The sequence below is a fragment of the Bradyrhizobium sp. YCK136 genome (assembly GCF_044570075.1).
Lineage (GTDB): Bacteria > Pseudomonadota > Alphaproteobacteria > Rhizobiales > Xanthobacteraceae > Bradyrhizobium > Bradyrhizobium diazoefficiens.
Genome location: NZ_CP172424.1, coordinates 3,441,679 through 3,468,676, shown reverse-complemented (window position 1 = coordinate 3,468,676; position 26,998 = coordinate 3,441,679). Strand labels below are relative to the sequence as shown.

The 26,998-nt window shown below is 63.6% G+C and carries 28 protein-coding genes; 15 read left to right on the top strand and 13 right to left on the bottom strand.

What is annotated here, in order from left to right; translation table 11 throughout:
• Positions 1-2: 2 nt before the first annotated feature.
• Genes ACFLEY_RS16365 through ACFLEY_RS16355 form a run of 3 tightly spaced genes read right to left on the bottom strand, consistent with a single transcriptional unit; the run spans position 3 to position 2,158 of the window.
• Positions 3-1,484 (bottom strand): hypothetical protein, encoded by a 1,482-nt coding sequence (locus tag ACFLEY_RS16365; protein ID WP_396604691.1) that lies wholly within the window; start codon positions 1,482-1,484, stop codon positions 3-5.
• On the bottom strand, positions 1,481-1,861 hold the full coding sequence (locus tag ACFLEY_RS16360) for a hypothetical protein (protein WP_060908071.1): 381 nt from the start codon (positions 1,859-1,861) through the stop codon (positions 1,481-1,483). The genes ACFLEY_RS16365 and ACFLEY_RS16360 overlap by 4 nt, the downstream gene beginning before the upstream one ends.
• Positions 1,862-1,864: 3 nt before the next feature.
• Positions 1,865-2,158, bottom strand: a complete 294-nt coding sequence (locus ACFLEY_RS16355; protein ID WP_060908072.1) for an AlpA family transcriptional regulator — start codon at positions 2,156-2,158, stop codon at positions 1,865-1,867.
• A gap of 375 nt (positions 2,159-2,533) precedes the next feature.
• On the opposite strand from ACFLEY_RS16355, the gene ACFLEY_RS16350 reads away from it, so the two are divergent.
• Positions 2,534-3,877, top strand: coding sequence for an IS1380-like element ISBdi2 family transposase (locus ACFLEY_RS16350; protein ID WP_039183842.1), 1,344 nt, complete (start codon positions 2,534-2,536; stop codon positions 3,875-3,877).
• 157 nt (positions 3,878-4,034) lie between these two features.
• Here ACFLEY_RS16350 and ACFLEY_RS16345 read toward each other — a convergent pair whose 3' ends face one another.
• Complete coding sequence (locus ACFLEY_RS16345; protein WP_211434218.1) at positions 4,035-5,246, bottom strand: integrase family protein; 1,212 nt, start codon at positions 5,244-5,246, stop codon at positions 4,035-4,037.
• Positions 5,247-5,573: 327 nt separating this feature from the next.
• Here ACFLEY_RS16345 and ACFLEY_RS16340 point away from each other — a divergent pair, with 327 nt between their 5' ends.
• Positions 5,574-6,128: a PAS domain-containing protein gene (locus ACFLEY_RS16340; RefSeq protein WP_028175850.1), complete on the top strand. Its 555-nt coding sequence runs from the start codon at positions 5,574-5,576 to the stop codon at positions 6,126-6,128.
• A gap of 232 nt (positions 6,129-6,360) precedes the next feature.
• On the top strand, positions 6,361-7,152 hold the full coding sequence (locus ACFLEY_RS16335) for a Crp/Fnr family transcriptional regulator (protein WP_011088302.1): 792 nt from the start codon (positions 6,361-6,363) through the stop codon (positions 7,150-7,152).
• A gap of 279 nt (positions 7,153-7,431) precedes the next feature.
• Here ACFLEY_RS16335 and ACFLEY_RS16330 read toward each other — a convergent pair whose 3' ends face one another.
• Complete coding sequence (locus ACFLEY_RS16330) at positions 7,432-7,917, bottom strand: phasin (protein WP_060908074.1); 486 nt, start codon at positions 7,915-7,917, stop codon at positions 7,432-7,434.
• Between the two features lie 508 nt (positions 7,918-8,425).
• Here ACFLEY_RS16330 and ACFLEY_RS16325 point away from each other — a divergent pair.
• Entirely contained in the window at positions 8,426-8,854 is a 429-nt protein-coding gene (locus ACFLEY_RS16325; protein ID WP_011088304.1) for a cupin domain-containing protein, read from the top strand.
• Between the two features lie 34 nt (positions 8,855-8,888).
• Here the strand turns inward: ACFLEY_RS16325 and ACFLEY_RS16320 are convergent, their stop codons facing one another.
• Positions 8,889-9,695, bottom strand: coding sequence for a transglutaminase family protein (locus ACFLEY_RS16320; protein WP_011088305.1), 807 nt, complete (start codon positions 9,693-9,695; stop codon positions 8,889-8,891).
• A gap of 199 nt (positions 9,696-9,894) precedes the next feature.
• Here ACFLEY_RS16320 and ACFLEY_RS16315 point away from each other — a divergent pair, with 199 nt between their 5' ends.
• Complete coding sequence (locus ACFLEY_RS16315) at positions 9,895-10,311, top strand: GFA family protein (protein ID WP_060908075.1); 417 nt, start codon at positions 9,895-9,897, stop codon at positions 10,309-10,311.
• A gap of 82 nt (positions 10,312-10,393) precedes the next feature.
• Here the strand turns inward: ACFLEY_RS16315 and ACFLEY_RS16310 are convergent, their stop codons facing one another.
• The gene (locus ACFLEY_RS16310; protein ID WP_038967889.1) at positions 10,394-10,783 is read right to left on the bottom strand and encodes a hypothetical protein; all 390 of its coding nucleotides are present in this window, start codon (positions 10,781-10,783) and stop codon (positions 10,394-10,396) included.
• A 138-nt stretch (positions 10,784-10,921) separates the two neighbouring features.
• Between ACFLEY_RS16310 and ACFLEY_RS16305 the strand changes: the two genes are divergently transcribed.
• Positions 10,922-11,443 (top strand): GNAT family N-acetyltransferase, encoded by a 522-nt coding sequence (locus tag ACFLEY_RS16305; protein WP_028175844.1) that lies wholly within the window; start codon positions 10,922-10,924, stop codon positions 11,441-11,443.
• 124 nt (positions 11,444-11,567) lie between these two features.
• Entirely contained in the window at positions 11,568-11,870 is a 303-nt protein-coding gene (locus tag ACFLEY_RS16300; RefSeq protein ID WP_060912598.1) for a hypothetical protein, read from the top strand.
• A 78-nt stretch (positions 11,871-11,948) separates the two neighbouring features.
• Here ACFLEY_RS16300 and ACFLEY_RS16295 read toward each other — a convergent pair whose 3' ends face one another.
• Complete coding sequence (locus tag ACFLEY_RS16295; RefSeq protein WP_060908076.1) at positions 11,949-13,886, bottom strand: DEAD/DEAH box helicase; 1,938 nt, start codon at positions 13,884-13,886, stop codon at positions 11,949-11,951.
• Entirely contained in the window at positions 13,883-14,227 is a 345-nt protein-coding gene (locus ACFLEY_RS16290) for a hypothetical protein (RefSeq protein ID WP_129557336.1), read from the bottom strand. Before ACFLEY_RS16290 ends, ACFLEY_RS16295 begins: the two co-directional genes overlap by 4 nt.
• A 160-nt stretch (positions 14,228-14,387) precedes the next feature.
• Here ACFLEY_RS16290 and ACFLEY_RS16285 point away from each other — a divergent pair, with 160 nt between their 5' ends.
• Positions 14,388-14,744 (top strand): cupin domain-containing protein, encoded by a 357-nt coding sequence (locus ACFLEY_RS16285; protein ID WP_060912599.1) that lies wholly within the window; start codon positions 14,388-14,390, stop codon positions 14,742-14,744.
• Between the two features lie 23 nt (positions 14,745-14,767).
• Here the strand turns inward: ACFLEY_RS16285 and ACFLEY_RS16280 are convergent, their stop codons facing one another.
• The gene (locus tag ACFLEY_RS16280; RefSeq protein WP_028175839.1) at positions 14,768-15,280 is read right to left on the bottom strand and encodes a hypothetical protein; all 513 of its coding nucleotides are present in this window, start codon (positions 15,278-15,280) and stop codon (positions 14,768-14,770) included.
• A 207-nt stretch (positions 15,281-15,487) separates the two neighbouring features.
• The gene (locus ACFLEY_RS16275) at positions 15,488-16,639 is read right to left on the bottom strand and encodes a zinc-binding dehydrogenase (protein ID WP_060908077.1); all 1,152 of its coding nucleotides are present in this window, start codon (positions 16,637-16,639) and stop codon (positions 15,488-15,490) included.
• 390 nt (positions 16,640-17,029) lie between these two features.
• Here ACFLEY_RS16275 and ACFLEY_RS16270 point away from each other — a divergent pair, with 390 nt between their 5' ends.
• The 4 genes from ACFLEY_RS16270 to ACFLEY_RS16255 all read left to right on the top strand — a co-directional run bounded on the left by ACFLEY_RS16270 (position 17,030) and on the right by ACFLEY_RS16255 (position 21,595).
• A complete protein-coding gene (locus tag ACFLEY_RS16270; protein ID WP_060912600.1) occupies positions 17,030-18,220 on the top strand; it encodes an MFS transporter in 1,191 nt (396 codons plus the stop codon).
• A 227-nt stretch (positions 18,221-18,447) separates the two neighbouring features.
• Entirely contained in the window at positions 18,448-19,791 is a 1,344-nt protein-coding gene (locus ACFLEY_RS16265) for an IS1380-like element ISBdi2 family transposase (RefSeq protein WP_060907971.1), read from the top strand.
• Positions 19,792-20,029: 238 nt separating this feature from the next.
• Complete coding sequence (locus ACFLEY_RS16260) at positions 20,030-20,641, top strand: PilZ domain-containing protein (RefSeq protein WP_028176079.1); 612 nt, start codon at positions 20,030-20,032, stop codon at positions 20,639-20,641.
• A gap of 330 nt (positions 20,642-20,971) precedes the next feature.
• Positions 20,972-21,595 carry a transglutaminase-like cysteine peptidase gene (locus ACFLEY_RS16255; RefSeq protein ID WP_038967896.1) on the top strand — a complete coding sequence of 208 codons (624 nt, stop codon included), beginning with the start codon at positions 20,972-20,974 and terminating at the stop codon, positions 21,593-21,595.
• Between the two features lie 122 nt (positions 21,596-21,717).
• Here the strand turns inward: ACFLEY_RS16255 and ACFLEY_RS16250 are convergent, their stop codons facing one another.
• Entirely contained in the window at positions 21,718-23,073 is a 1,356-nt protein-coding gene (locus ACFLEY_RS16250) for an amidohydrolase family protein (protein ID WP_060908078.1), read from the bottom strand.
• A 398-nt stretch (positions 23,074-23,471) separates the two neighbouring features.
• Here ACFLEY_RS16250 and ACFLEY_RS16245 point away from each other — a divergent pair, with 398 nt between their 5' ends.
• Positions 23,472-23,681, top strand: a complete 210-nt coding sequence (locus tag ACFLEY_RS16245; RefSeq protein ID WP_028175399.1) for a hypothetical protein — start codon at positions 23,472-23,474, stop codon at positions 23,679-23,681.
• A gap of 17 nt (positions 23,682-23,698) precedes the next feature.
• Here the strand turns inward: ACFLEY_RS16245 and ACFLEY_RS16240 are convergent, their stop codons facing one another.
• Positions 23,699-24,406: a GntR family transcriptional regulator gene (locus ACFLEY_RS16240; protein ID WP_060908079.1), complete on the bottom strand. Its 708-nt coding sequence runs from the start codon at positions 24,404-24,406 to the stop codon at positions 23,699-23,701.
• A gap of 270 nt (positions 24,407-24,676) precedes the next feature.
• Between ACFLEY_RS16240 and ACFLEY_RS16235 the strand changes: the two genes are divergently transcribed.
• Together ACFLEY_RS16235 and ACFLEY_RS16230 are read left to right on the top strand one after the other, a co-directional pair.
• Entirely contained in the window at positions 24,677-25,663 is a 987-nt protein-coding gene (locus tag ACFLEY_RS16235; RefSeq protein ID WP_060908080.1) for an ABC transporter ATP-binding protein, read from the top strand.
• 42 nt (positions 25,664-25,705) lie between these two features.
• On the top strand, positions 25,706-26,995 hold the full coding sequence (locus ACFLEY_RS16230; RefSeq protein WP_028175401.1) for a PotD/PotF family extracellular solute-binding protein: 1,290 nt from the start codon (positions 25,706-25,708) through the stop codon (positions 26,993-26,995).
• Positions 26,996-26,998: the final 3 nt, after the last annotated feature.

Here is a 26,998-nt window from a genome sequence, read left to right as displayed (position 1 = left end):
TGTCAGGCAGAAAATCCACTCAAGCTACTGTCCGAATTTGCGGGGCCAGCTCTGATCTCCTGCACCAGCTGAACTTCACTCTCATCACCCCCATAGATCTCCTCAAGGAATTGCTTGAACTGGACGGGCTCCGTTGCTTCCGCGACGTAGTCAAAGCCGAGCGCGGCAGTCGTGAAGAAAGATGGGTCCGGCGGATACAGTTTGTTGTCGCGCAGATCGAGCAGGCCATTTGGGAAAGAAATGATCTCTTCCGGCGGCAATTTTTCTCGACCGCCATCGAGCCATGACGGCGAGACAACATTAGGATCGAGAATCGACAGGGCCTTTAGCGCCGCTAGCGTCTCGGCGACCGAGCTTCGGTTCGGCTGAAACCGCACCTGTACGCGTTCTTTGCCACGAATGGTGGCCGCGCTGTCGAGAAACGTCCAAACATGAGCGTTGACCACGTCCTCGCCGACCGCCGAGTACGCCCCAGCTTGGTAATCCCAGAACGAACCGCGATAGTGCAGCAGATGCGGGCGCTGTTGCTCCCGAAACGTGCGAGCACGCGCAACGTGGTCCTTATCGGAAACTACGATACCTGTGTTGCCGTACTTCGCGATGGCAGTCGCGATGAGATTATCGAGGTATTCGTCCCCCAAATACCTCTCAATATCGCTTGGTGGTCGATCTGCCTTCTTGGGCGCGGCCCGAATGACTTCACGCAAACGCTCCTTGAGTGCCGCGCGGTCCAGCCCCTCGCCACGTAGTCGGGCGTACACCGCTGTCGCGCGCGTCAGCGGACCGTTAATGCCGTCCCGTCCTGGTCCATCGCCGACCATCGCGAGATATCCCTCGAAACCGAGGTGCCCGCCCCGCGGCTTCTCGCCCTCGCCCGAAGGCGGTGGCGGGTCGAACTGCACAAGATCGTCGCGCAGGTCAACGAAGTCCCCATCAACCACAAACGCTTTGTGGTCGGCTTCAGCGTTGCCGAGCGCCCTGCCGTAGTAGAATGATTGCGAGAGCGTGAAGGAAGCCTTATCAAACGCAATCCCCAGCGCGCCCGCAAGGCGTTTCGCATACTTCGCCCGTTCCTTGGGCGGCAGTTCCTGCGAAAATGGCGCCACGACCCGCCACTTGAACTCCGTCTTTTTATTTGACGGCGACGTGTAGGTGAGTGCGCGAATGCCTAACTTCTCGAGCTTGGCGACAACCTCTTGGATGCTGATGAGCTTTTCGTCGTAGTCGAGTTCGAGCCCCGAGACCGAGACTACATTGGCGTCGTTTCGAAGCGACCCCTTAGCAGTCTTTGTCTCACCGAACTCGGCACACTTCAACCAGGGTAATTTCTCCTTGGTATCGGCGACGGTTCGTAAAACGATGTCGCAGATTTCCGGGAGCGACCAGTGCCGCCGCTCGCTCTCCTTCGCCCGATGATCTCGAAACGTGGTAACTACGATCTTGTGCACATTGATGGTCGTGGCAGAGGTGCGAGCGTCCATCATTCGCCACCTCCCTGCGCGAGGAGCATAGCGATGAGGCGCTCGACTATGGCCCCCCAACCACTTTCCTGCAGCCCGAGTATATCCCGCAGCCATTGTTCATGGTCGCTCGGGCGAGCCGAGAGTTGCCGGGCGGCGACTTTCTGAAAGCGGTACAGCGACAATAGTTGTCGCTCCGAGATTGAGAACCTCGGGTGGCCGTTCAATTGTACTCGCAAGCGCCGCTTGCTATTGGCCGTTGGGTTCTTGCGCAGCTCGATTACGTCATGGCCCTCGCCCAATTGGCGGGGTATAAGCACCACCGCTACGTTACCATCAGCGAAGTACTTCAAGTCGGCCGGGCGTGCCGCCGGCCCGGCCGATTTGCTGTTGGGGGCCATGGTTCACGCGGCCCCCGTCAACCTACGATACACACGCGCCGGTCTAGCAAGAATCCAATCGTCGATCTCACTGCCGACCCAGAGCGTTCGCGATCCGACGGCCCGCCCCTCGGGAAATTTTCCCTCACGGATCATTTGCCAGATGAACGGGAAGGTCAGTCCGACCTTTTCGCAGAGTGCTTTCTTCGTGAGAAAATATTCGCCGACGCCACCCGGCTTGCTGATCGTCGCGGTTTCGACGAATTGCGTGAGTTCGCCGCCGTCCTGCTGAACAGCGGTGGATCTCTTCTTAAGCATAGGTGCTCCCATCAAACGGGAGCGCTGAGCGGAGCAAACACAATATGAGCCGCTCAACGCTCTAAGCGTTGAGGCGGCTCCCTTGCTTGCCTTGTTGCTGGTCGGCAGGCCGGCGAACGATTTTGGCCGGGAGAACGCAGGTTAGCGTGGCGGCCGGGAGTGGGCCTACTACAGCCAGCAATACGTAGCTCTTACCCAACCGCTATAAACAAGTGTACCCAAAAGCAAATTAATGTAAAGGCCCAGGTAACTAGCCTGTCTTATTCGTAAGAGGCGCCCGAGAGGCTGGCGAGCGTGGTGTAAAGCGCTGATACGGCGTAGGATTCGGTTGTGAAGCCAACCCCATCACCTCCAACCGCGAACGCCACGCCCGCCATGACCGACGATACGATTCCGCCCTTCTCGTTTCCAGCCATTCACGCCAAGAAAGTCACAGCTGCCTTCGATGGTGGGCGCCTAACCTCGAACGGGGGCGTGATGCTTCTGGCGATGGCCGAGCGGCGTCTCGGCTTGGCCGACAATCTGGCCCGGGTGTTCCCGGATCGGCGCGATCCGACGCGGGTCGTGCACAGCCTGGTCGATATGTTCCGCGCGCGCATGTTCGCGATCTGCTGCGGCTACGAGGACGCCGACGACCTCGATCATCTGCGGTCCGATCCGGCATTCAAGCTGGCCTGCGGTCGCCTACCGGACACGGGCCGGGATCTGTGTTCCCAGCCGACGCTGTCGCGGCTGGAGAATGCTCCGCGCCTGCGCGACGTGATCCGACTGACCTACATTTTGGTCGACGCATGGATGGATAGCTACCCCCACGAGCCGGCATCCGTCACGCTCGACATCGATGATACCTGCGACGTCGTCCACGGCCATCAGCAGCTCTCGCTGTTCAACGCTCATTATGACGAACGCTGCTTTCTGCCGATCCACGTCTACGACACGGAGAAGAGCCGGCCCGTGGCCGTCGTGCTGCGGCCCGGCAAGACGCCGGGCGGCGTCGAGGTGCGTGCCCATCTGCGCCGCCTGGTACGGCATATCCGCACGCGATGGCACAACACGCGAATTACGTTCCGTGGCGACGGGCACTATGCCCGGCCGGAGGCCATGGCGTGGTGCGAGACCAACGGCATCGACTACATCTTCGGTCTGTCCGGCACCAAGCCTCTCGCCAGAAAAGTCGACGAGGTCGCCGACGACATCCGCACCCGACGCGCCATCGAGAACCTGCCGGTTCTGCGTGGCTATACCGAGACCCGCCACAAGGCAAAGTCCTGGGATCGCGAACGGCGCACCGTCGCCCGTATTGAGGCGACGATGCTCGGCCTCGACATCCGTTTCGTCGTCACCAGCCTCGATGTCGGCTCGGCCGAGTGGATCTACGACAGCCTGTATTGCGCGCGCGGCCAAGCAGAGAATCTGATCAAGCTGCATAAGACACAGCTCGCCTCCGACCGCACCAGCTGCCGTTCGGCGCTCGCCAACCAGGTCCGTCTCGTGCTCCATACGGCCGCTTATTGGCTGATGCTGACCGTGCGCGACGCCATTCCCAAAGCCCGGGAATTGGCCACTGCCGAGTTCGCGACGCTGCGTCTTCGTCTCTTGAAACTCGCTGCCCGTGTGGTCGAGACCACGAGCCGCATTCGCCTTGCGTTTGCCGCGGCATGTCCCGAAGCCGACCTGATCCGCGGCTTGCCCGGCGCGCTGCTCCCGCTCGGTCCGTAACCGACCGGGCCTGCGCCCGCTCACCCGCCCCACTCCTCCATCGCCTACAAAACAGCTTGATGTAGAACCCGGTGAGAAAAGGCCGGACGGTCACCCACGCCAGCCGCCAGCCCCCGTCAGACGTCAAGAACGACCGTGCTCTCGTGAATAGATCGGGCTAGCTGGCGCGCTTGGCAAAATTTGGTGTTAGCACGTTGGGTTCGCTGCGCCCGAGCACCGCCATGATCCTGTCCGCCACGGCCGCCATGGCTGCGGCCCTCTCCTTTGCATAGTCGTACTTGTTGTAGTGCACCGAACCCACGTCGGTTGGCAGGTGGTTCTGGAGTCTGTTGACCAGCTCGGTGCTGAAGTTGAGCGATGATGCGATAGTCGCGAACGTCCTTCGCAAGTCGTGCGGTCGTGCCGGCTGAATGCCGCTCTCGCCCAGCTGCCTTGATATTTCGCGCATCGTTTTGTCCAGCGACCGCACGGCACCGACGCCGGTTGGTCCCGTGAAGACAAATCCTTTGGTTCCCATGCTCTCGATGATCACCCGCGCTGGCTCCGACACGAAGACCCGATGATCTTTCTTGTTTTTGACGCCGGGCCACTTGGTCTTTTCCTCGGGTTGCCCCGGCTGCTCCCACCATCCCTCCTTGTCGATGTGCTCAGTGCGCATGCGCGCCACTTCGACGGGGCGCTGCCCCGTTAGCAACAGCACCTGAAGCGCCCTGCCGGGAATGCCAGCGGTCTCGAACTCCGCCCACCACCGGGCAAGCTCCGCCTCGCTCAGGTTGCGCTCACGCGGCTTGAGCTTGTTGAGCTTCGACTCGCCCTTGGTCCACGTGAGGAAAACGGAGGCAGCATTGCGCACCGCGTTCTGCATCGCAGGCTTGCCCGCATACTTGCGCAGCAGCGACTGCATATCCGGCTCCCTAATCTCCCCCGGTCGCAGTTTGCCCCAGCTCGGCTGCACATGGTTCACAAGCAGCCGCTCCGTCTGCTTCCACGCCTTGCCCTGAGGCCCGTTCTTTCGATCTTTGACGTAGTCCGGTATCAGTTCTTCGACGGTGCCCTCCTTCCGCTGAGCCATCCGATCGGCCTGCGGATCGCCGCCGTCGTCCACCTGCACGACGAGCTTGCGGCAGAGCTTGCGCGCATCGGCCACGCCGATGTTGGGAAACGATCCGAACTTGTGCCAGCGCGACTGCCCGTGATGCTGATACACGAAGTTCCAGATCAGCCGGCCCGTCGGCGCTACCCGCAGCGCGAGATGCTCCTGGCGCTTGTCCCACAAGGCGTACCGGGGGCACTTCTGTTCGCGCGCGGTCAGGATGAGGCGGCGTAGCATCAGGTCGGTAAGCTCGACCTTGGTTGGCTGCGTGCGCACTTGCGAAATCTCCTCTGGCTAAGGTCTGGCTAAGGCAGACCACCCAATTGGGGCTTACGGCCATTAATGGCATTAAACGAAAAACCTATGTAAAATCAATATCTTGAAGCGAATTAACACGAAAACTCGAGGCGCTACAACCCCCTGTCGGGCGGCCTAGGTTAATTTAACGTTAACGACGCAAAGACCGGCTTAACAGGCGTGAAAACGCCCCTGCGGCATGGACGCTGCAAATCCCCTCCTGCACAACAACAGAAGGGATCGCGGGTGCACTGAAGCGGGACAGGTCTGTCCCACATGGTGTGGTCCCGGGGTAAGCGTTCAGTCATGAAACATCCGTCGAGCCGCGCATTCTTCGCGTATTGGGACAAGAAGCGCGGCGCTGCGCGGGCCCCCGACCGGGCCGACATCGACCCGGCCGCAGTCCGCGGCCTGCTCGGTGACATCTTCGTGCTGTCCTGCGAACAGAACCTCGGGTTTCCGTTCCGCGTCGCCGGCACGCGCGTCTGTGCGCTCGCCGGGCTCGACCTCAAGGACCAGAGCTTTGCGGCGCTGTTCACTGAGGCCAGCCGCAGCGAGATCGGGGAGATCACGACTGTCGTCGCCGACGAGACGCTCGGCGCCATCGCCGGCGTCACCGCCGCGCGCGAGGACGGCAGCAAGGCGCATCTCGAACTGTTGCTGCTGCCTTTCAACGCCCGACCGCACACCCCCGTGAGCGTGACCGGCGTGCTCGCCCCCTTCGACGACGAATGCGGCGCGCTTGGCCCGTTCACCCTCACCTCCTGGCGCTATCTGCACCAGCCGGAGAAGCTACTGCCGCGCGCCATCCGCAAATTGCAGATCGCACGCGGACTGATGGTGTATGAGGGGTTGCGGTAGGAGCAGCCCTCGTGTCGCGCGCGCAGTCTTTGCAAACGGCCGACCAAGTTTTCAGCGCGCGAGTCGATTGAAGGTCAGACCGCGTCGGCGCGCGGCGCGCGATCCGTTATTGGAACCTTACCTGCCGAAGTGCGTTTGTCCACTTGCCGTGGCAAGTGTCGGCGCGGCAACGCGGCTCGGCCGGTGACGATGCTTTCGCCCGCCGCCGAGCCTCCGTCGAGGGGCTACTCCCGTGATGGAGCGCGCGACAAGAGTTGGTAATCGCCTGTTAGCTGCGTTACCGCCGGCCGACTTCGCTTTGCTTGCACCGCATTTACGGAAAGTACCGCTCCTGCACGACGCAGTGCTCGTTCGATCGGGCGACCGGATCGAGCACCTTTACTTCCCCTGCAGCGGCGCGATCGCCCTCATCATGGAGTTGCCGAACGGACAGACGGCCGCAACCGCGGTGATCGGCAACGACGGCGCCGTCGGACTCATGACGGCGCTCGGCCCCGTCCGATCTCCCCTGACGGCGGTTGTCCGCGTGGCCGGGACCGCACTGCAGATCTCACCCGCGCGATTTCAAGCGGCGCTCGAACGCAGTCCTGCCATCGCAAACGCGGTTCAGATTGTCACCAGGGCGATGATGACGCAATTCTTGCACGTCGCGGCCTGCAACGCGCTGCACTCCGTCGAAGCGCGCCTCGCCCGCTGGCTGCTTCACATTCACGACCGGACGGATGGCGGTGACATCCTGCCCCTGACCCAGGAGACGCTGTCGGAATTGCTCGGCGTACGGCGCACCACGGTCACGCACGTCGTGAGCGCACTGCGAGCATCAAGGGCCATCAAATCCAATCGGCGCGGCCAGCTCGAGATCGACAGGCAACGGCTCGAGGTCGTCGCTTGCGAATGCTACAAGGTGATGAGCCGCAGGATCGATCGGATCGTGTCGCAGGATGCGGTAAGGCTCCTTCACGCCGCGCCGGCGCGGAATGGCTGCCCGCCCCCGGACTTCCCGTTCGCCAAGACCGACTCGTAGACCCAGGCCTCCCTGGCGAACCACTCGTGCGTCGCCGCGCACATCCGGCAATAGGTGCGCGAGAAAAAGACCGCGCTGCAGCGAAACTTGTCGCTATCCACCTCGATGCCTGTCGGAATAGCGCTCCCCGTTTCCGGGCACTTGATCATCACCATACCCATCCCTGATTTCCCTCCAGCTTGGCATCACCTCACGGCGAGGCTGGCCGCCATCGGCTGGACGGCGTCTCTTCTCGCGAAGACGCTCGTCCAGCCGATCCACGTGGCCAGTAGCTTCGATTCAAGCAGCCCTATGCAGAACCCGGTTGAAGCTGTTCTTGATCGGCTCGGCCGTCTCGGTCGCGACCTTCTGGGCCAGATCCCAAAGCTCCCGATTCTGGGCGGAAGCCGCTTCAAAGGTCTTGCGACCGTGGGCGGTGGAGAGGTTCACGAGGTCCGCAAACGACCTCGCATCCGCAAGCTGGGAGAAGAATTCCAGCGCGGAGCTGGTATTGGCGTTGGATATTTCGATGACCTTGGTGCCGTAATCGGCGGAACGCTTGGCACTGGTCGAACAGGCGTCGCAGAGTGCCGCGGTAATCTCCTCGGACGTCACCTTCATCTGCTCGAAATTTGCCTTGGCCCGTGTCGCGGCCGGCGCGGCGAGATCGCCGAAGATCGCCTGGATGTTGAAAAACGGCATGTCGAACTTGAGCTTTGTATTTCCGTTCGCCGTTCCATTCAGCGGAGCGGCTTTCGTCTCGGCTTTCATATCGGCATCACTCACGGGCTTTCATCCTTTCAAGCGAAACTAGATAATGGATTGAAGACTCCCCGACGCGTCCAGGTGCGTGCTGCAACGGGACGCCACTGCCCCTACTTTCACGATGGTGGGATGCTGCTGCGGATATTCCGCTCTCGCCCCCTGCCGGAGCCAACTATGGCCGACGACAATCGACGCTTCGGTTCGCTTTCGGACTCTCGCTTTGAATTTATTCGAATATTGCGACGAAGCGGCGCAGCGAGAATCCTGCGCCCTTAAAGTTGCGGCAATTGCATGCGCCAACTTCAGATCAGCGCCGGCGAGCTATTCAGAGGCGTCGATCCCCGGAGCCGTTTGAGCCGGAATGTTCTACCGCCTGCGCAGCCGGCAAGTTGGTCTGCAACGGACCCTGTGCGACAAATTGGCCGGTCTACGCGGGCTGATGGTGTATGAAGGGCTGCGGTAGATTTCGTTTCGACGCGAGCGAGCGCCACAATCTCGATGCAGCCTCTCTCACCTGGACGAAGCAGCCATGCCCGACATCATCAATTTCGGTACGCTCGAGCTCCGCTTCCTGCACAGCAAGGACGACACCGGCGGCAGCGTCGACATCTTCGAAATGACGTTGCAGCCGAATGCGCGGATGCCGATCCCGCACTATCACGACCGCTGGGACGAAACGATCTACGGGCTGTCCGGCGTCTCGACCTGGACGATCGACGGCCAGCAGACCGATGTTGGCCCCGGAGCCTCAGTCTTCATCAAGCGCGGCATCGTGCACGGCTTTACGAACCGTTCGACGGGGCCTGCGACATGCCTGTGCATCCTGAGCCCCGGGGTGCTGGGACCGCAATATTTCACCGAGATGGCAAAGCTCCTGTCGGCCGGCGCGCCACCCGATCCCGTGAAGATGAAAGAGACGATGCTGCGCTACGGACTGGTGCCGGCGCCGGCCGCGTGAGCCAAGCTCGCCGGCGAATGGAAATGACCGAGCATCATGCGATCTCGTCGGTCCAGACCTTGAAGCTGACCAGCTCGTTCGGGCCGAAGGTCTGCGTGATCGGAACGTCGCAGGCATCGCGCCCCTGAGCGATCAGGACGCGGCCCTGCCGCGGCACGTTGTTGCGCGGGTCGAAAGTGTGCCAGCGCCCGCCGATGAAGGCCTCGAACCAGCCGGCGAAATCGCCCACCGCCCAAGGCTGCGGCGTGCCGACGTCGCTCAGATAGCCGGTGCAATACCGTGCGGGAATGTTCATGCAGCGGCAGAACGCAATGGCGAGGTGGGCATAGTCGCGGCAGACGCCCTTGCCCTCCTGGTATGCCTCCCACGCCGTCTTGGTCGCGCGCGCATGCTCGTAGCCGAAAGCGATGTGGCCGTGAACGAAATCGCAGATCGCCTGCACCCGCGCCCACCCCGGAGGCGTCTTCTCGAACAGCTTCCAGGCGATCTCCGAGAGCCGGTCGGTCTCGCAGTAGCGGCTGCCGAGCAGATAAACCAGCGTATCGGAAGGCAGCTCTTCGATCCTGTGCTGAACCGCCGACGCAACCACCGGATCCGGCAGGCCGCTGTCGCGAACCACGCCATCTGCTGCAAGGCGCATGCGACCGGCCGGCGCGACCATGCGGCTGCACCAATTGCCGAACATGTCCCGATAGGGCGTGATCTCGACCGCAGGCGTGGTGGTCAGGAAGTCCGGCACGATGACATCGGAGGCGCGCGTGAAATGCGTGCCCAGCACCATGATCATCGGAGTCGGTTGCGGGAAATCGTAGAGCATTTCGAATCCGACACGGAATTTCATTCGAAATGCCTTTTTGCTGGGTGTCAGCTCGAAATGGCGATGAATCCGCCGATTACAAGGCATGCAGGCGAACTTGCGCGTGCTCCGCGCCATCATTGCAGTTCGCGCACGGGCTGGCGAGTTCGTTTTGACAGCTTCACCGGCGCGGCCCGCGCGGCTAAGCTGTGCGCCCCAAAAGGATTTGATCTATGGGAAGAGCATGCTGACCGGAAGTTGCCTGTGCGGCGGCGTTGCGTATGAAGTGGATGCGGAGCCCGCGCCCTTCGTGCATTGCCATTGCCAGACCTGCCGCAAGACGCACGGCTCGGCGTTTTCCAGCGTGATGCCAGTGCCACGCGCGGCGTTCCGGTGGGTGCGCGGCGACGAGCTGCTCGCCGCGTTCGAGTCCTCGCCCGGCAAATTCCGCCGCTTCTGCACCCGCTGCGGCTCGCACATCATTGCGGAACGGATCGCGCAGCCGAACGTGCTGTTGCGCATGGGATGCCTGGATACGCCGGTCGCGGGCCCCGCGCGCGCTCACATCTGGCGCTCGGACGCGGCAAGCTGGTACGACCCCAAGGAGGACGCGACGCCGGAACTGCCGGAAGCGGCCGCCAGCCCTCCCCCGGCGCGATAGAGTCCGTCGCGCGACACGCCGCCTGCGCTATCGGGCCGGACATCGCCTGCCACGGCGATCCCCGGCCCGTGCTGTCAATCGCTCACGGCATCGCCAGATGCCAGGCGCCGTTGAGGAAACCGTCGCCGGTGATGTCGCCGGGCTTGGTATCCTTGGCGAAAGTATAGAGCGGCTTGCCCTTGTAGGCCCATTGCCTGGAGCCGTCGTCGCGCGTGATGATGGTGTAGCCGTCGCCGGCGGCATCGCTGGCCTCGGCCTTCAGCACCGGCCAGTTCGTCGCACACGGACCGTTGCAGGCCGACTTGCCGTCCGCGTCCTTGTCGAAGGTGTAGAGCGTCATGCCCTTGGCGTCAGTGAGCACGCTGCCCTTGTCGGTCTTGCCGGTTTTCGTCGGCGGCGCGGCGAACGCGGCGGGAATGATTGCGAGCGACACGGCTAGCGTGAGCGCGAGGCGAATCGGGGATGTCGTCATGATCTCTCCTGTCATGCAATTGGCTTGCATGGGTAGGACGCCGCGCGAGCCGTCGTATTCCTTTGAGCGCGGCAAAGAAATTTTTCGCTGCACGCATCATTGCGCCGGAATAAACTGGAATGAGTGAGACGGACCGACATGAGCAAGCTGCATTGGCGTCCCGCGCACGCCTCCGACCTGCCCGCGATCGGCGCGATCGCAGCGCGCATCCATCCTGGTCTGCCTGAACGCCTCGAGGTGTTCGCGGAGAAGATGCGGCTCTATCCCGATGGCTGCCGTGTGCTCATCGCGGACGACGAGATCGCCGGCTACGGGATATCGCATCCCTGGCGTCGGCACCGGATTCCGCCGCTCGATGGATTCCTCGAACGACTGCCCGATGACGCGGACTGCCTCTACGTGCACGACGTCGCCGTGCTGCCGGATCATCGTGGCGGCATAGCGCGTGCCTATGTCGAAACGATCGAGAACCTGGCGCGCGCGTCGGGCATCGCGGCTCTCGCGCTGGTCTCGGTCTACGCCACGCGGCCGCTGTGGGAACGTTTCGGCTTTCGGCCCGTCACGGCGGATGCGGAGCTGCGCGCAAAGCTCGAATCCTACGGCGCCAGCGCGACCTACATGCTCCGCGATCTCACAGAGCGGTCGAGCGCCGGCACATGAGCTCGCCGTCCGATTCCCCGCTCACGCGGGCGTGAAGCCACCGGCTCGAACCGGTTTCGATCAGCTTCCGTCGAAGGTTCGTGCGAGCCGTTCCGGTCTCGCCGACCCGAGGCTGGAGAATTTCATGAGACTCTCATTGTCGAAAGTTCCTTTCATTGCATGCGTTGCGGCGACCGCGTTCACGGCGACCAGCGCCAACGCGGTGCAGTTGCGGACCTATGGCTGCGACACGGCCTTCTTCGAGGGCTGCGCCGGCTTTGTCGAAGTGCCGCAGCAGCAGGCCGGACGACGCGTCGTTCGCCTCACTCACGATACCTCGCCGATCTACATGAAGCAGACCGACCCTCGCTACAATTCGGCGATGCGTGATGCCGGCGGCGGTGGTGGTGGCGGAGGCGGCGGCGGCGGTGGTGGCGGCGGCCGCTAAGCCCACCCGATCTTGCGGGAACGCCGCTGGTTCGTGCCAGCGGCGTTCATTCGTTCCGGCCAGGACACGCGGGGTATTTCAGCCCCGATGCTTCTTCTTTGCCTTCTTTCCGGGCGCGCCCTTCACAGGCCACGCAGTGACCGCAGGCGGCTGTCCGGCGTGGCCGGGCTTGTTCTTATGCTTCTTTTTCTTCCCGAAAGCAGGAGCATCGTCGAATTTCGGCCCGCGCTCGCCGAAAGCCTTGCTGCGCGGCTTGAATCCCGCCTCGCGCGGGCGATCGTCGCGACGTTCACGATGATCACTGTCACCGCTCTCGCGCCGAGGCGGCTTTGACCGCTCTTCCGAAGGCGCTTGCCGCTGCGGCGCATCCGCCATCGGTTCGAGGCGGATATTGTCTTCCTTGTCCGGACGCTTGATCTTGGCAGCGAAGGAGTCCGCGACCCGCTCGGAAATTTCGAACTCGGTTGTCGTGTCCATGATCTTGATGGCGCCGATGTCGCCCTTGTCGATGCCGCCACGACGGCAAATCATTGGCAACAGCCAGCGTGCTTCCGCATTCTTTCTTCGTCCGATGTTGGCCCGGAACCAGACGCTGCCCTCCGCCATGCCGTGCTTCGACGACGATTTCCCCGATTTGGGGCGGGCTCTTTCGGGGCGATCATCGCTGCCCTGGGCTCGGACATTGTCGCGACCGCGATCGTCGCGCGGCCGGCCAGCCCGCTCGCCGGGATCGATGATGTCTTCGGGCGACGGCAGCCGCGCGCGATAGAGCCGCGCCAGCGCCGCGGCGATATCCTCGGGCGACCGTTCGGCCAATAGCGCCTGCGCCAGCACCAGATCGTCGGCGGTCGTCTCCTCGGTGAACAGCACGTCCTTCATGCGCTCGTGATCGAGCTTGCGGATCTCGTCCGCCTGGGGTGCCGTTCCCCAGACCGCGTCGATGCCTGAGAGATTGAGCAGCAGCTCCGCACGCCGCCGCCGTGCGGGCGGCACCAGCAGGACACTCGTGCCCTTTCGCCCCGCACGGCCGGTACGGCCCGAGCGATGCTGCATGACTTCGGCGTCGTTGGGCAGATCGGCCTGAATGACGAGGTCGAGGCTCGGCAGGTCGATGCCGCGGGCGGCGACGTCGGTTGCTACGCAGACGCGGGCACGCCCGTCCCTAAGCGACTGGAGCGCCAGGGTCCGCTCGTTCTGCGTCAATTCGCCCGATAGCGCGACGACGGAGAAGCCGCGCTCCAGCAGTGCCGCCTGCAAATGCCGGACGGCATCGCGCGTGCTGCAGAACACCAGGGCGCTCGGCGCCTCGAAGAAGCGCAGCACGTTGACCACCGCGTGCTCGACATCGGCGGGAGCGATCCGGATCGCGCGATACTCGATATCGGCGTGACCGCCTTCGTCGCCCGCGACCTCGATCCGGAACGCCTGCTGCTGATATTGCTTGGCCAGCGCGACGATGCCGCGCGGAAAGGTCGCCGAGAACAACAGGGTGCGGCGCGTCTCCGGCGTGGTCTCGAGGATGAACTCCATGTCCTCGCGAAAGCCGAGATTGAGCATCTCGTCGGCCTCGTCGAGGACGACGGCCTTCAATTCGGAGATGTCGAGACGGCCGCGGCGCAAATGATCGCACAGCCGGCCCGGCGTGCCGACGACGATGTGCGCGCCAGCGGCCAGCTCGCGCTGCTCGCGCCTCGGATCCATGCCGCCGACACAGGAGACGACGCGCCCGTCAGCATGCTCGTACAGCCAGGCCAGTTCGCGCTGAACCTGCAAGGCAAGCTCGCGGGTCGGCGCCACGATCAGGGCGAGCGGCGCGCCCGCCCGCGCGAACCGCTCGGTGCCATCAAGCAGATCCTTGGCCAGGGCCAGTCCGTAAGCGAGGGTCTTGCCGGAGCCGGTCTGGGCCGAGACCAGGAGGTCGCGGCCTGCGGCCTCCTCGGTGAGCACGGCGAGCTGAACGGGGGTCGGACGGTCGTAGTTGCGCTCGGCCAAAGCTCGGGCGAGCGGCGGACTCATGGTCGGGAATGACACGGGATAAACCTTGGTTGGTCCAGGCGCGGAACGTCGAGCCGCGCGACCTGAAGCTGCGTGCTCGGCAAATGGTCCGGCCGCACGCGTGGTGATTTGATTTGGACGCTCTTTACGCCAAGCGCGGGCAAATCACCATGCCTATGACGCATGGCTTTGGCGACATCGCGAATAAGCTCACCGGCGGTCCGACCTACTACATGCAGCGTTTCCGGGCCGTTTTGCTGCATATAGTGAGCTTTTGCTCCAAAGCGGCTGATTTTCGCGGCCGCCTCGCTTAAATTGTGCGCGATTGGACGTGCCGGGAATGCGCGCATGATCTCTTCCATCAAACGCACCTGCGGCGATTGCACGCTCTGCTGCAAGGTGATGGCCATCGAGGCGCTGGCCAAGCCCGCGAATGCCTGGTGCCGGCATTGCAAGCCCGGCCGCGGCTGCGCGATCTACGCCGAGCGGCCGGCCGAATGTGAGAACTTCGCCTGCCTGTGGCTGGTCAACGATCTCCTCGACGAGCGCTGGAAGCTCGCGACCTTTGGGGATTATTGGTCTCCGCGCACGATTACGACCTTCAACGATTGCGACGTGATGGTGGTGAAGGTGAAGGGCGAATTCACCTGGCACAAGCACGACGACACCGACGATTTCTTTCTGGTGCTGAAAGGCAATCTGGACATCGAATTGCGGGATCGCACGGTGACGCTCGGCCCGGGCGAGCTCTACGTCGTGCCCAAAGGTGTCGAGCATCGCCCGGTGGCGCGCGAGGAGGTTCACCTGATGCTGATCGAGCCGACCGGCACGCCGAACACGGGCGACAAGGCAACCGCCGCGGCGCGCAAGTTGGCATAGCGGGCAACGCGCCTGGCGCGGCCCTAATCCCTGGAGGTCGCCAGTTTGCTGAAGCTGCCAACCAGCTTGGCTCTTGCGCGCGCAACAGTGTTCTTGGCCGCGCGGGACAGGGCTCGGATGGCGCGCCAGGCTTCGGTCGCCTGCAGCCACGCCTTCGCCGCGGCGTATTTTCCGTACGTCCAGGCAAAAGCGGGAATTCGCATCAGCTTGTCGCGCGTGAGATGAAACAGGCGCTCGACCAGCACCAGCTTGAGCAATTCGCCGACAATGAAAGTCACGGCACCGCTCAGGACCTGACCGGTTGCGGCGAGGTACGCAGCAACCGGCTTGACCGGCTCCAGAAGAACGACGGGCACGGAGAACAAGGCGAGCGACGGATAAGGCGGCAGCGATTTGATCCAGGCGCGCAATCGCCTGAATTCGAAATGCCGCCCGATCCAGCGCCCAATCGGCCTCGCCACGGCCATGAAGACCGCATCCACCAGGAAGTAGATCGCAGCCAGGATGTAAGTGACAGGCTTCAGGATTTGCTTCACGGCACCTCTCCCGCGAAGTGAAAGTCGGAACTTGGGCCTAAGTTTCACCTCTGCGTGGATAGTTCGGGGATATCGGATGGAACTTTTGGGGCATCGCTCCTGCTCAGATCTCCGCGTAGCCTCCAATAGATTGCCGTCTGGGTCGCGGAAGCAGGAAATCCCCGCCAAGGCCCGGGATATCGCTTCGCTCATCCGAGCTACAGATCTTCACTCCACCAGTTCCGGCCACGGCACGATCGTCGACTTCACCGTCTTCATCGCCATCGCATCCCTCACCGCCTGCGCGACGCCCTCTTCCGTGAACGGGTAAATCGTCTGCATCTTCAGCCAGGGGTATTTGCCCGCCGTGCGGTAGAGCATGTCCACGCCGAGCGGCAGGTCGTTGCCGGTAAGGCCCCAGGAGCCGAGCACGTTGAGGTCCTTGGTGCAGATGCGATGCCATGAGGTCTCGATCGAGCCGGCATCGGTGAACTGGCCCATCTCGACATAGGTGCCGCCGTCGCGCAGCATCTCGATGCCTTCGGGGCCGGCGGTCGGATGGCCCGAGCAGTCCATCACCAGATCGGCGCCGAAGCCGCCGACGATCTCGCGCACACGCGCGATGCGCTCTTGCGGTGACTTCAGCTCGTCGATATTCACCGTCGCCTCCGCGCCGAACTCGCGCGCGAGCTTGAGCCGCGGCTCCTCCGGCGCGCCGACGCAGATCACCCGCCCTGCCCCCATCTCTTTTGCGGCCGCGACTGCGAGAATGCCGATCGGGCCGGAGCCCTGGATCACCACCGTGTCGCCCCAGGAAAAACCGCCGGCACGGCTGGCGCGGTTGAAGGCGCGGATGCAGGAAGTCAGCGGCTCCGACAGCGCGCCCAGCCGCAACGACATGTCGTCGGGCAGCTTGTAGATCTTGGTGCCCGGCAGCATGTCGAGGTCGACATAGACATATTCGGCCCAGCCGCCCCACATGTGCGGCGCCTTGTCGAAGCCGAGATAGCGGCCGTAATAGACCGGCGTCAGGCACTTGTTGGCGGTCTGCGGATAATGGATGCAGTAATAGCAGCGGCCGCACGGCATCAGCGGCGGGATCATCACTTTCGAGCCGACGGTCAGCGGCTTGCTCATGAAGTCCTCGGTGAACTCGTCGCCGCATTCGACGATGATTCCGCCGAGCTCATGTCCCAGCGTGAACGGCCAGGGCAGCGGCTTCGGCCAGTGTCCCTTGAGGATGTGCAGGTCGGTGCCGCAGACCCCGCAGGCGCCGATCTTGATCAGCGCAGCCTTGCGGCCGACCTTCGGCCACGGCACGGTGCGGATCACAGGCTCCGAGCCCGGTCCTGCGTGAGTGCAGACGCGGATGTGCTCCATGGTGTGTCCTCGATGCCCGTCTGTTATGATTGATTGGCGCGGGCTGAGGCGAAGCGTATGTGAGATGCGCAGTCGTGCCAAGCGCGAGTCTCGCAGCCCGCATGAGCAAAGCGACACGCGGGAGCAGCGGTCCCGGATTTCGCCGCGCTCCATCCGGGCTACAGCGCCTGCCTGCCACAAGCTCAACCGTCACGAGGTGCGAGCCTTGCGACGCGTCTGCGTCAGGATGACGGTTGAGCTTGCGGCCGCAGTGCATGGCTGATCTCCAAGCACACCCAAGTGTCTTGAGCGGTCGGCGCCGACCGTGTAGGGACGACTTAAGTCCCACCCAGGTGCCCCTTGAACCCCCTTCCCCAAAATCCCGTGGTCGCGTCCGGTTCGTTCGCGGCGATGAAGTCCGTGCCGTATCGTCTCCAGTTCATCGCCTACGTGCTGGCGATGATGGCCGACAATATCGAGCACGTGATCAGCTACTGGGTGGTGTTCCAGAAATTCCATTCGCCGACGCTGGGAGGCTTTGCCGTGCTGTCGCACTGGCTGCCGTTCCTGTTGTTCTCCGTCGCCGTCGGCGGGCTCGCCGACCGGTTCGATCCGCGCCGCATCATCCAGTGCGGCATGCTGCTGTTCATCGTGGCATCGAGCGGCTGGGGCTTCTTCTTCATCACCGACAGCATCCAGATGTGGCACGCGATGCTGCTGCTGGTGATCCACGGCTGCGCCGGCGTGTTGTGGCAGACGCCGAACCAGCTGCTGCTCTACGACCTCGTCGGCCCCGCCGATCTGCCGAGCGCGGTGCGGCTGAACGCGATGGCGCGCTATCTCGGCATTTTGGTGGGCCCGGCGGTCGGCGGCGTCATCATGCTGACGCTCGGCACCTCGCACGGCATTATCTTCAACACGCTGTTCTACCTGCCGATGCTGATCTGGCTGTTCTGGGCGCCGGTCCGCGACAAGAGCGTCGCGGTACGGCGCTTCGCCGTGCGCGGTCTCGCCGACATCGTGCTGACGATGCGCGCCATGGGCACCCAGCCGGTGTTGACGGCGATGACGTGGCTCGCCGGCCTCACCTCCTTCATGATCGGCAACGCCTATCACGCCCAGATGCCGGGCTTTGCCGGCGATCTCGGCCATGGCGATCCCGGCGTGTCCTACAGCGTGCTGCTCGCGGCCGACGCCGCCGGCGCGCTGCTCGCCGGCATCGCGCTGGAATCGTGGGGGCGGCTGAAGGGCACGCCGCGCACCGCGATCCTGCTGGCGATGCTGTGGAGCGCCGCGCTGCTCGGCTTCGCCGCGGTGCGGATCTATCCCATCGCGATCGTGCTGCTGTTCTTTGCGGGGTTCTTCGAACTGTCCTTCAACACCATGGCGCAGGCGCTGGTGCAGCTGAACGCGCCGTCCGACATCCGCGGCCGGGTCGTCGGCCTTTATAATATGGCCGGGCTCGGGATGCGGGCCTTCAGCGGCATCACCGTCGGGCTGTTCGGCGCGGCGATCGGCATTCACTGGTCGCTCGGCCTCTCGGCCGCGGTACTGCTGGCGCTGCTGCTGTGGCTGTATCGGCGGGGGACAAGACAGGCCTGACCGGTCGCCCTCGACCCCGGTCGCGCTGACGGTGGCCGGCCTGGCGGCCGCCGATGTGGCTTTTCGCGCGTATTGCGTGCGTCCAACATCGCTGCACCCGATCCTAACCCGTCTTATTCGTAAGAGTGCGCCTGAGGGCTGGCGAGCGTGGTGTAAAGCGCTGATGCGGCGTAGGATTCGGTTGCGAAGCCACCCCATCACCTTCAACCGCGAACGCCACGCCCGCCATGACCGATGATACGATTCTGCCCTTCTCGTTTCCAGCCATTCACGCCAAGAAAGTCACAGCTGCCTTCGATGGTGGGCGCCTAACCTCGAACGGGGGCGTGATGCTTCTGGCGATGGCCGAGCGGCGTCTCGGCTTGGCCGACAATCTGGCCCGGGTGTTCCCGGATCGGCGCGATCCGACGCGGGTCGTGCACAGCCTTGTCGATATGTTCCGCGCGCGCATGTTCGCGATCTGCTGCGGCTACGAGGACGCCGACGACCTCGATCATCTGCGGTCCGATCCCGCATTCAAGCTGGCCTGCGGACGGCTGCCGGACACGGGCCGCGATCTGTGTTCCCAACCGACGCTGTCGCGGCTGGAGAATGCTCCGCGCCTGCGCGACGTGATCCGACTGACCTACATTTTGGTCGACGCATGGATGGATAGCTACCCGCGCGAGCCGGCATCCGTCACGCTCGACATCGATGATACCTGCGATGTCGTCCACGGCCATCAGCAGCTCTCGCTGTTCAACGCTCATTATGACGAACGCTGCTTCCTGCCGATCCACGTCTACGACACGGAGAAGAGCCGTCCCGTGGCGGTCGTGCTGAGGCCCGGCAAGACGCCGGGCGGCGTCGAGGTGCGTGCCCTTCTGCGCCGCCTGGTACGGCATATCCGGACGCGGTGGCACAACACGCGAATTACGTTCCGTGGCGACGGGCACTATGCCCGGCCGGAGGCCATGGCGTGGTGCGAGACCAACGGCATCGACTACATCTTCGGTCTGTCCGGCACCAAGCCTCTCGCCAGAAAAGTCGACGAGGTCGCCGACGACATCCGCACCCGACGCGCCATCGAGAACCTGCCGGTTCTGCGTGGCTATACCGAGACGCGCCACAAGGCAAAGTCCTGGGATCGCGAACGGCGCACCGTCGCCCGTATTGAGGCGACGATGCTCGGCCTCGACATCCGTTTCGTCGTCACCAGCCTCGATGTCGGCTCGGCCGAGTGGATCTACGACAGCCTGTATTGCGCGCGCGGCCAAGCAGAGAATCTGATCAAGCTGCATAAGACACAGCTCGCCTCCGACCGCACCAGCTGCCGTTCGGCGCTCGCCAACCAGGTCCGTCTCGTGCTCCATACGGCCGCTTATTGGCTGATGCTGACCGTGCGCGAGGCCATTCCCAAAGTCCGGGAATTGGCCGCTGCCGAGTTCGCGACGCTGCGTCTTCGGCTCTTGAAGCTCGCCGCCCGTGTGGTCGAGACCTCGAGCCGCATTCGCCTTGCGTTTGCCGCGGCATGTCCCGAAGCCGACCTGATCTGCGGCTTGCCCGGCGCGCTGCTGCCGCTCGGTCCTTGACCGGCGGGGCGTCCGCCCCCGTTCGCCCAACCCATCCCTCAAGCGCGTTGCAAAGTACCGGTCGTCAGGCGGCGAAAAGCCGAAGGCAATCCTGTGCGCCTCGTCAGACAAGATGTGCGGCCGCATCAATCGGGCCCAAAAGCCGCACTCTCACGAATAGGACGGGCTAACGCGGCATTAACCCTATGCACCTTAGGGTCGTCCCGGACTCCGCCAGGCGGGGGGTCGGGTTGTGAAAATGGCGTTGGCGAACAAAAAATTTCTTCCGGCCGCCGAGGAACGTCGGCGTTTCCAGCGGGTCAAGGTGCACCTGCTCGGCCGCTACATGCTGCCGGACCGCCGGGAATTCCCTTGCCAGGTGATCAACATGTCGCCGGGCGGCCTCGCTTTGCTCGCCCCCGGCATCGGCAATGTCGGCGACCGCGTGGTCGCCTATCTCGACCATATCGGCCGCGTCGAGGGCAAGATCACCCGTATCATCGACAATGGTTTCGCCATGACGATCGGGGCGACGCCCAGGAAGCGCGACAAGCTCGCCGCCCAGCTCACCTGGCTCGCCAACCGCGACATCCTCAACCTGCCGGAGGATCGCCGCCACGACCGTATCGTGCCGCGCAACCCGATCGCGGTGCTGACGCTCGAGGACGGCACCAAGATGACCTGCCGCATTATCGACCTGTCGCTGTCGGGCGCGGCCATCGCCGCCGAGAACCGCCCGCCACTGAAATCGATCGTGCTGCTCGGCCGGGTCCAGGGCCGCGTGGTCCGGAACCTCGAAGACGGCTTCGCGCTGGAGTTCATGCACGAGCAGCCGATCGAGACACTCGAAGAGAGCGTTACCGCGCGGTAAAGCGAAAGCGCGCCAAAACCACTGATTTTCCAGCCTCAAAGGCGGCCTCCGCGATGCGGACGCCGCCTTTTTCGTGCGCGGGGACGGGTCTGTGCGGGTTAACGCGGGACCTGTTTGCGCCTCGGAACGGCCGTTCCGCCAGCGTTTCCGCGTTAATCGATAAAACTTGAATCAATTGCAGTCATTTCAAATTTTATTCGAATTCGATTCAAGTATAGATCGAATTCGCCGCTCATTTTACTTGCATTCGTCTCGACTTGACTTGGCTGACTTAGCGGCAACGCAAAAGCTCCGTGCGAAATGTGGTCCCAACAAGAAACGGGGGCCGCAATGTTTGATTTCAGGGGACAGGGGAAGAGGCTGGCGATCGCCGCCATGCTCTTCGGAATCAGCGCGACGGTGCAGGCCGGTGAGAACCGTCTGCTCTACGCGAGCCTTGGCGACACCACGCGTGCGCCGATCGGCTGGGTCGAGTTCTGTGCCGACAATGCCGCTCAGTGCCAGGGCGGGTCGACGCAACCGCGCGACATCGTGATGTCGCAGACCGCATGGCGCGACCTCGTCAAGGTCAATCGCTGGGTCAACGAGACCGTCAAGCCTTTGACCGACCAGGAGCACTGGGGCGTGATCGAGAAGTGGTCGCTGCCATCGGACGGTTACGGCGACTGTGAAGACTACGTGCTGTTGAAGCGCAAGATGCTGATGGATGCCGGCTGGCCTCGCGAGGCGCTGCTCATCACCGTCGTGCGCGACAAGAAGGGCGAAGGGCACGCGGTGCTGACGGTGAAGACCGACAAGGGCGAGTTCGTTCTCGACAATCAGAACGAGAACGTCGTTGCCTGGACGGAGACCGGCTACCGCTTCGTCAAGCGCCAGTCGCAGAGCGATCCCAATGTCTGGGTCTCGCTCGGCGATACCCGGCCGGCGGTCTCCACCGCCAGCGCCAGGGACTAGCAGTCAGGAACAAAGCGAGTTACGCGACCCGGTCACATCCCCCCCTCCCCGTCCCAGACCGGTTCGCGCGCGGCCAGCCATCCCCCAATGGCTGGCCGCAACTTTTTTGGGAAACAGGGTTTTCAGCGCGGAACGATATTCTTGTAGACCTTGCCGCCCTTCATGATCACGACGAAATTCTTCGCGGGATCTTCAACGAGGGTGATGTTGTCGAGCGGATTGCCGTCGACCAGGAGGAGATCGGCGAGCGCGCCCTCCTCGACCACGCCGAGCTTGCCGGGATAGGGGTTGCGCGGACCGGACAGGCTCAGCAATTCGGCATTGGCCGACGTCGCCATGGCCAGCGCTTCGGCCGGCGTGTACCAGCGCGTCAGTGCGGCCAGCATCGAGCCCTGTCTGTCCGCCAATGCCTTCGAGAACAGGACGTCGGTGCCGAACGCGGTCTTGATGCCGTACTTTTTCGCCAGCGCATAGACGCGGTCGGTGCCGGTGACCACCTGCCGCATCTTGTCCTGCTCCGCAGGTCCGAGCGCGGCAGCCATGGACATATCCAGGAACGGCTGGGTGCTGAGCCAGATGCCCTTCTCCGCGATCAGCTTCGCGCTCGCCTCGTCCATGAGATGACCGTGCTCGATGCATCTCACGCCGGCTGCGATCGAGCGCTGGATCGCGACCGGCGTATAGGCGTGCGTGGCGACATAGGTGCCCCAATTGTCGGCGGCCTCGACCGCCGCCCGCAGCTCCGGCTCGGTGAAGGTGGAGACATCGAGCGGGCTGAAGGGCGACGCCACGCCGCCGCCCGCCGTGAGCTTGACCTGCGAGGCGCCCTGCATGAGCTGCTCGCGCGCGCGAACACGCACCTCGTCGGGACTGTCGGCGACCATGCTGCCGCCGACCTGCTCCATGCGGCTGAGCATGCCGCCGATCGTTCGCGGCAGATCGGAGAGCTGCCGGAAGTCGCCATGACCGCTGGTGATGGTGATGATGGCACCGGAGGGATAGATGCGCGGACCGGCGACGAGGTCCTCGTCGATCGCCCGCTTGAGGCCGAAACTGGGCCCACCCATGTCACGCACCGTAGTGAAGCCGCGCATCAGCGTCGCGGTCGCCTCGCTCGCGGCGAGCAGATTGTTGTAGCCGACGTCGCCGAGGGCCGCGGCCGGCGTCGGACGGACCAGCATCGCGTGCCAATGCGCGTCGATCAGCCCCGGCATCAGCACCCGGCCGCCGCCGTCGATTGCCTGGGCGTCAGCCGTGATGTTCGCGGTCGATATCTTCTCGATCTTCCTGTTCCTGACGAGAACATTGGACGCGGCGGAGAGCGCACCGCTCTTTCCGTCGAATATCCGGACGTTGCGGAACAGAACGGCGGAGTCCTGTTGGGCCCGCGTTTGCGACGAGAGACAGAGGCTCGTTCCAACCGACATGAGCAGTGCGGCGACTCTGAAGAGTCCGGCCGGCGTGGTCAAATCCCGCATATCCAATCTCCACGCAGATACGCCGCTGCGCAGTTCTGGCCGCAAGTTGCCGGAGCGAAAATCAGCCAGTCGCGCGGTGCGCGATGTTATCTGCGGATTGATGCCCGCAAACCGCATCGAGTCAATTTGCAACCACAGGAGATTATGCAAATCAGCCATACGACGCGATGAGCGGCCTGCCCGGCGTCAAGCTCTACAGACAATGGGTAAGCGCGACTGCCGCACATGCGTCGAACTCAAATCAAAACGCGAATATCCGACCAGGCGCGTGATCAACGACAGATTGCAACGTCTTCGCTCAGGAGTACGATCCTGCGCGATCGACGCGACTGCGGGCACTTGGCAGGGGGATTTTTGGCAGAGGGGATTTTGCAGCATCTCAAATGACGAGGCGTAACATGGTGACACAAACGAGTGACGGACACGTCCTGCTGGTCAAGAAGCTCGGCGGACTCTTCGCAATCATCATCGGATGCCTGCTGACCGCGGTCGGCGTGACCTTTGAATCCAGCGGCACGACTTTCGTCGGCGTCCTCTTCCTGGTGCTTGGCGCTGGTTTGCTCGTGCTGAAGATCGTCAGGCGAAACGAAGGATCTTCGCTGCCATAGAAGACCGTGCGGCTCGCTTAGGTGCCCAGCACATCCGCGAGCCGCGTCTCGTCGGCGGCGGGATCCTTCAGGAACAGCTCGGCTTCGATCTCGTTCAGATGCGACAGCATCTGCGCGCGGGCAGCCTGCTTGTCGCGCTTGCGGATCGCCGCGACGATCCCGGCGTGGTGATCGGTGCCGCAGGCCGGCGTGTCGTGGCGGCGATAGAGCAGGATGATCAGCGAGGAGCGCGCGATCAGCTCCTTGAGGAAGCCGAGATAGATGCTGTGGCCACTCATCTCGGCGACGAGCTTGTGAAATTCGCCGGAGAGGCGGACCGAGGCGCGCGCGTCACCGCGCAGCTCCGCGTCGCGTTCCTCGGTGAGATGTCGGCCGAGGCGCTCGAGCCATGCCGGCGACGCCGCCTCACACGCGTGGTCGACGATGGTGGGCTCGATCAGGCGGCGCGCCTCGAACACTTCGCGCGCGTCGGCGGGCGTCGGGCGCGCGACGAAGGCGCCGCGGTTCTTCTCGATGTTGACGATGCCCTCATGCGCGAGCTGCTGGAGCGCGGTGCGGACCAGCGTGCGGCTCGCGCCGTAGATCTCGCCGATCTCGTCCTCGCCGAGCTTCGTGCCCGGCAGCAGACGATGCTCGAGGATCGCCGCGGTCACGCCCTCACTGATCCGGCTGACGCGATCGCTCGCGTCTGGCGCATCGGATTTCTGGCGGGTCTTGGCGGCCATCGGTTCTAGGGGCTTGGGTTTGAGGGCTCGATCGGCGACGTTCGGCCCCGCATGGTAGTCGACCAGCTGTATCCAATCACAGGCGAAACTTTATACAATCCGAGCACATTTTGTGTGCATATTACTGCCTACCCGGCGAGCCGCGCCGCTGCGCCGGATTCGATCTAACGACCTGACTCCACTGCACAGTTTTGGAATTCGGCAGTCTCCGGGCGGTTGGCACGGACCTTGCGGAGAAAGCCGGAGCATCGCCCTCCCAGCGGACACGCCATGGCCACTCCTGCCGCTCTCGAACTGGTCGCCGTCACCAAGCGCTACGACACGACGCTGGCGGTCGACGACGTCAACCTCAAGATCCCGGCCGGTACCTATTGCTGCCTGCTCGGCCCCTCCGGCTGCGGCAAGACCTCGACCCTGCGCATGATCGCAGGCCATGAGGCGGTCAGCGGGGGCGACATCATCCTTGGTGCGCAGAACGTCACCGATCTCGAGCCTGCCAAGCGCGGCACCGCGATGATGTTCCAGTCCTACGCGCTGTTTCCGCATCTGACCGTGCTCGACAACGTGGCATTCGCCCTGAAAATGCGCGGGATCGACCGGGCGACGCGGCACAAGCGTGCCGGCGAACTGCTCGAGCTGGTGGCGATGACCCCCTATGCGGCCCGGCTGCCGGCGCAACTCTCCGGCGGCCAGCAGCAGCGTGTCGCGCTCGCCCGCGCACTGATCACCGAGCCGCAGATCCTGTTGCTCGACGAGCCGCTCTCCGCGCTCGATCCGTTCCTGCGGGTGAAGATGCGCGGCGAGCTGAAGCGGCTGCAGCGCGAGCTCGGCATCAGCTTCATTCAGGTCACCCACGGCCAGGAAGAGGCGATGGCGCTCGCCGACCACATCGTGGTGATGAACCACGGCAAGATCGAGCAGCAGGGCACCGCCCGCGACATCTTCCACCACCCCCGCACCGAATTCGTGGCGCGCTTCATCGGCGGCCACAACGTCCTCAGCGACGCCGGCAACCTCATCGCCGTGCGCGCCGATCAGCTCGGCATCGTGCCGTTCGCCGACGGTGCGTACGGCGCGCCGGCGCTGCTGACCCAGACCGAGTACCAGGGCTCCTACATCGCCGTCTCGCTCACGCTCGACGACGGCACCGCCCTGTTCTCCCACCTCCCCGAGGCTGCCTTCGACGTTCACCCGTTCCGACCGGGCGATCGCGTGCTGGCCACCTGGGATCCCGCCAAGGCGCAGCGCCTGCAATAGCGCCGATCGATCACTGGAATGCGCAACAGAGGAGTGACTGATATGACCGAGACCACCAGGACAAAGGGCGTCAGCCGCCGCACGCTGCTCAAGGGCACCGCGGGTCTCGCCGGCCTTGCCGCCGGCTCCGGCGCCATCACCGGCTTTCCCTATGTGAAGTCGGCCGATGCGAAAGTGCTGCGCTATCTCGGCACCGCCGTGAACGAGGGTGACGACATCTCCAAGCAGTGCCTGAAAGACACCGGCATCAAGATCGAATACATCACCGCGACCACCGACGACGTCACCAAGCGCGTGATGACCCAGCCGAACTCCTTCGACGTGCTGGACACCGAATATTTCTCGCTGAAGAAGCTGGTGCCGTCCGGCAACATCCTTGCCCTCGACGCCAGGAAGATCAAGGAGTTCGACAACATCACGCCGGTCTTCACCAAGGGCCAGACGCCCGGCGGCAAGAAGATCGGCAACCAGGGCACCGCGCCCTGGAAGGTGCTCTATCTCGAAGGCAAGGACTCCAAGAAGTTCGCCACCTCGGCGACCGAGTTCGTCACGCTGATCCCCACCGTCTACAACGCCGACACGCTCGGCATCCGTCCCGACCTGATCAAGCGGCCGATCAGCTCCTGGTCCGAGCTGCTCAATCCCGAATTCAAGGGCAAGGCGTCGATCCTCAACATCCCCTCGATCGGCATCATGGACGCCGCGATGGTCGTCGAAGCCACCGGCAAATACAAATATGCCGACAAGGGCAACATGACCAAGGAAGAGATCGATCTCACCATGAAGGTGATGACCGAGGCCAAGAAGGCCGGTCAGTTCCGCGCCTTCTGGAAGGACTTCAACGAGAGCGTCAATTTGATGGCCTCGGGTGAAACCGTGATCCAGTCAATGTGGTCGCCGGCAGTCACGAAGGTGCGCTCGATGGGCATCCCCTGCACCTTCCAGCCGCTCAAGGAGGGCTATCGCTCCTGGGCGTCGGGCTTCTGCGTCTCCAAGGGCGTGTCGGGCGCCAAGCTCGAATGGGCCTACGAGTTCGTGAACTGGTTCCTGTCCGGCTATGCCGGCGCCTATCTCAACCGCCAGGGCTACTACTCCGCCGTGCTCTCCACCGCGAAGGCGCATATGGAGCCCTACGAGTGGGCCTACTGGATGGAAGGCAAGCCGGCCGAGAAGGACATCAAGGCGCCCGACGGCTCGCTGCTGGAGAAAGCCGGCGCGGTGCGCGACGGCGGCTCCTACGAGGACCGCATGGGCGGCGTCGCCTGCTGGAACGCGGTGATGGACGAGAACGACTACATGGTCCGCAAGTGGAACGAGTTCATCGCGGCGTAATTT

Bases quoted from the DNA above. Each gene is read 5' to 3' on its own strand.
- ACFLEY_RS16310 (WP_038967889.1), bottom strand. From the start codon at position 10,783: ATGACGACATCCCCGATTCGCCTCGCGCTCACGCTAGCCGTGTCGCTC.
- ACFLEY_RS16355 (WP_060908072.1), bottom strand. From the start codon at position 2,158: ATGCTTAAGAAGAGATCCACCGCTGTTCAGCAGGACGGCGGCGAACTC.
- ACFLEY_RS16255 (WP_038967896.1), top strand. From the start codon at position 20,972: ATGTTTGATTTCAGGGGACAGGGGAAGAGGCTGGCGATCGCCGCCATG.
- ACFLEY_RS16365 (WP_396604691.1), bottom strand. From the start codon at position 1,484: ATGATGGACGCTCGCACCTCTGCCACGACCATCAATGTGCACAAGATC.
- ACFLEY_RS16300 (WP_060912598.1), top strand. From the start codon at position 11,568: ATGAGACTCTCATTGTCGAAAGTTCCTTTCATTGCATGCGTTGCGGCG.
- ACFLEY_RS16325 (WP_011088304.1), top strand. From the start codon at position 8,426: ATGCCCGACATCATCAATTTCGGTACGCTCGAGCTCCGCTTCCTGCAC.
- ACFLEY_RS16320 (WP_011088305.1), bottom strand. From the start codon at position 9,695: ATGAAATTCCGTGTCGGATTCGAAATGCTCTACGATTTCCCGCAACCG.
- ACFLEY_RS16360 (WP_060908071.1), bottom strand. From the start codon at position 1,861: ATGGCCCCCAACAGCAAATCGGCCGGGCCGGCGGCACGCCCGGCCGAC.
- ACFLEY_RS16305 (WP_028175844.1), top strand. From the start codon at position 10,922: ATGAGCAAGCTGCATTGGCGTCCCGCGCACGCCTCCGACCTGCCCGCG.
- ACFLEY_RS16350 (WP_039183842.1), top strand. From the start codon at position 2,534: ATGACCGACGATACGATTCCGCCCTTCTCGTTTCCAGCCATTCACGCC.
- ACFLEY_RS16270 (WP_060912600.1), top strand. From the start codon at position 17,030: ATGAAGTCCGTGCCGTATCGTCTCCAGTTCATCGCCTACGTGCTGGCG.
- ACFLEY_RS16230 (WP_028175401.1), top strand. From the start codon at position 25,706: ATGACCGAGACCACCAGGACAAAGGGCGTCAGCCGCCGCACGCTGCTC.
- ACFLEY_RS16340 (WP_028175850.1), top strand. From the start codon at position 5,574: ATGAAACATCCGTCGAGCCGCGCATTCTTCGCGTATTGGGACAAGAAG.
- ACFLEY_RS16235 (WP_060908080.1), top strand. From the start codon at position 24,677: ATGGCCACTCCTGCCGCTCTCGAACTGGTCGCCGTCACCAAGCGCTAC.
- ACFLEY_RS16245 (WP_028175399.1), top strand. From the start codon at position 23,472: ATGGTGACACAAACGAGTGACGGACACGTCCTGCTGGTCAAGAAGCTC.
- ACFLEY_RS16265 (WP_060907971.1), top strand. From the start codon at position 18,448: ATGACCGATGATACGATTCTGCCCTTCTCGTTTCCAGCCATTCACGCC.
- ACFLEY_RS16260 (WP_028176079.1), top strand. From the start codon at position 20,030: ATGGCGTTGGCGAACAAAAAATTTCTTCCGGCCGCCGAGGAACGTCGG.
- ACFLEY_RS16295 (WP_060908076.1), bottom strand. From the start codon at position 13,886: ATGAGTCCGCCGCTCGCCCGAGCTTTGGCCGAGCGCAACTACGACCGT.
- ACFLEY_RS16275 (WP_060908077.1), bottom strand. From the start codon at position 16,639: ATGGAGCACATCCGCGTCTGCACTCACGCAGGACCGGGCTCGGAGCCT.
- ACFLEY_RS16290 (WP_129557336.1), bottom strand. From the start codon at position 14,227: ATGGAAGAGATCATGCGCGCATTCCCGGCACGTCCAATCGCGCACAAT.
- ACFLEY_RS16250 (WP_060908078.1), bottom strand. From the start codon at position 23,073: ATGCGGGATTTGACCACGCCGGCCGGACTCTTCAGAGTCGCCGCACTG.
- ACFLEY_RS16240 (WP_060908079.1), bottom strand. From the start codon at position 24,406: ATGGCCGCCAAGACCCGCCAGAAATCCGATGCGCCAGACGCGAGCGAT.
- ACFLEY_RS16315 (WP_060908075.1), top strand. From the start codon at position 9,895: ATGCTGACCGGAAGTTGCCTGTGCGGCGGCGTTGCGTATGAAGTGGAT.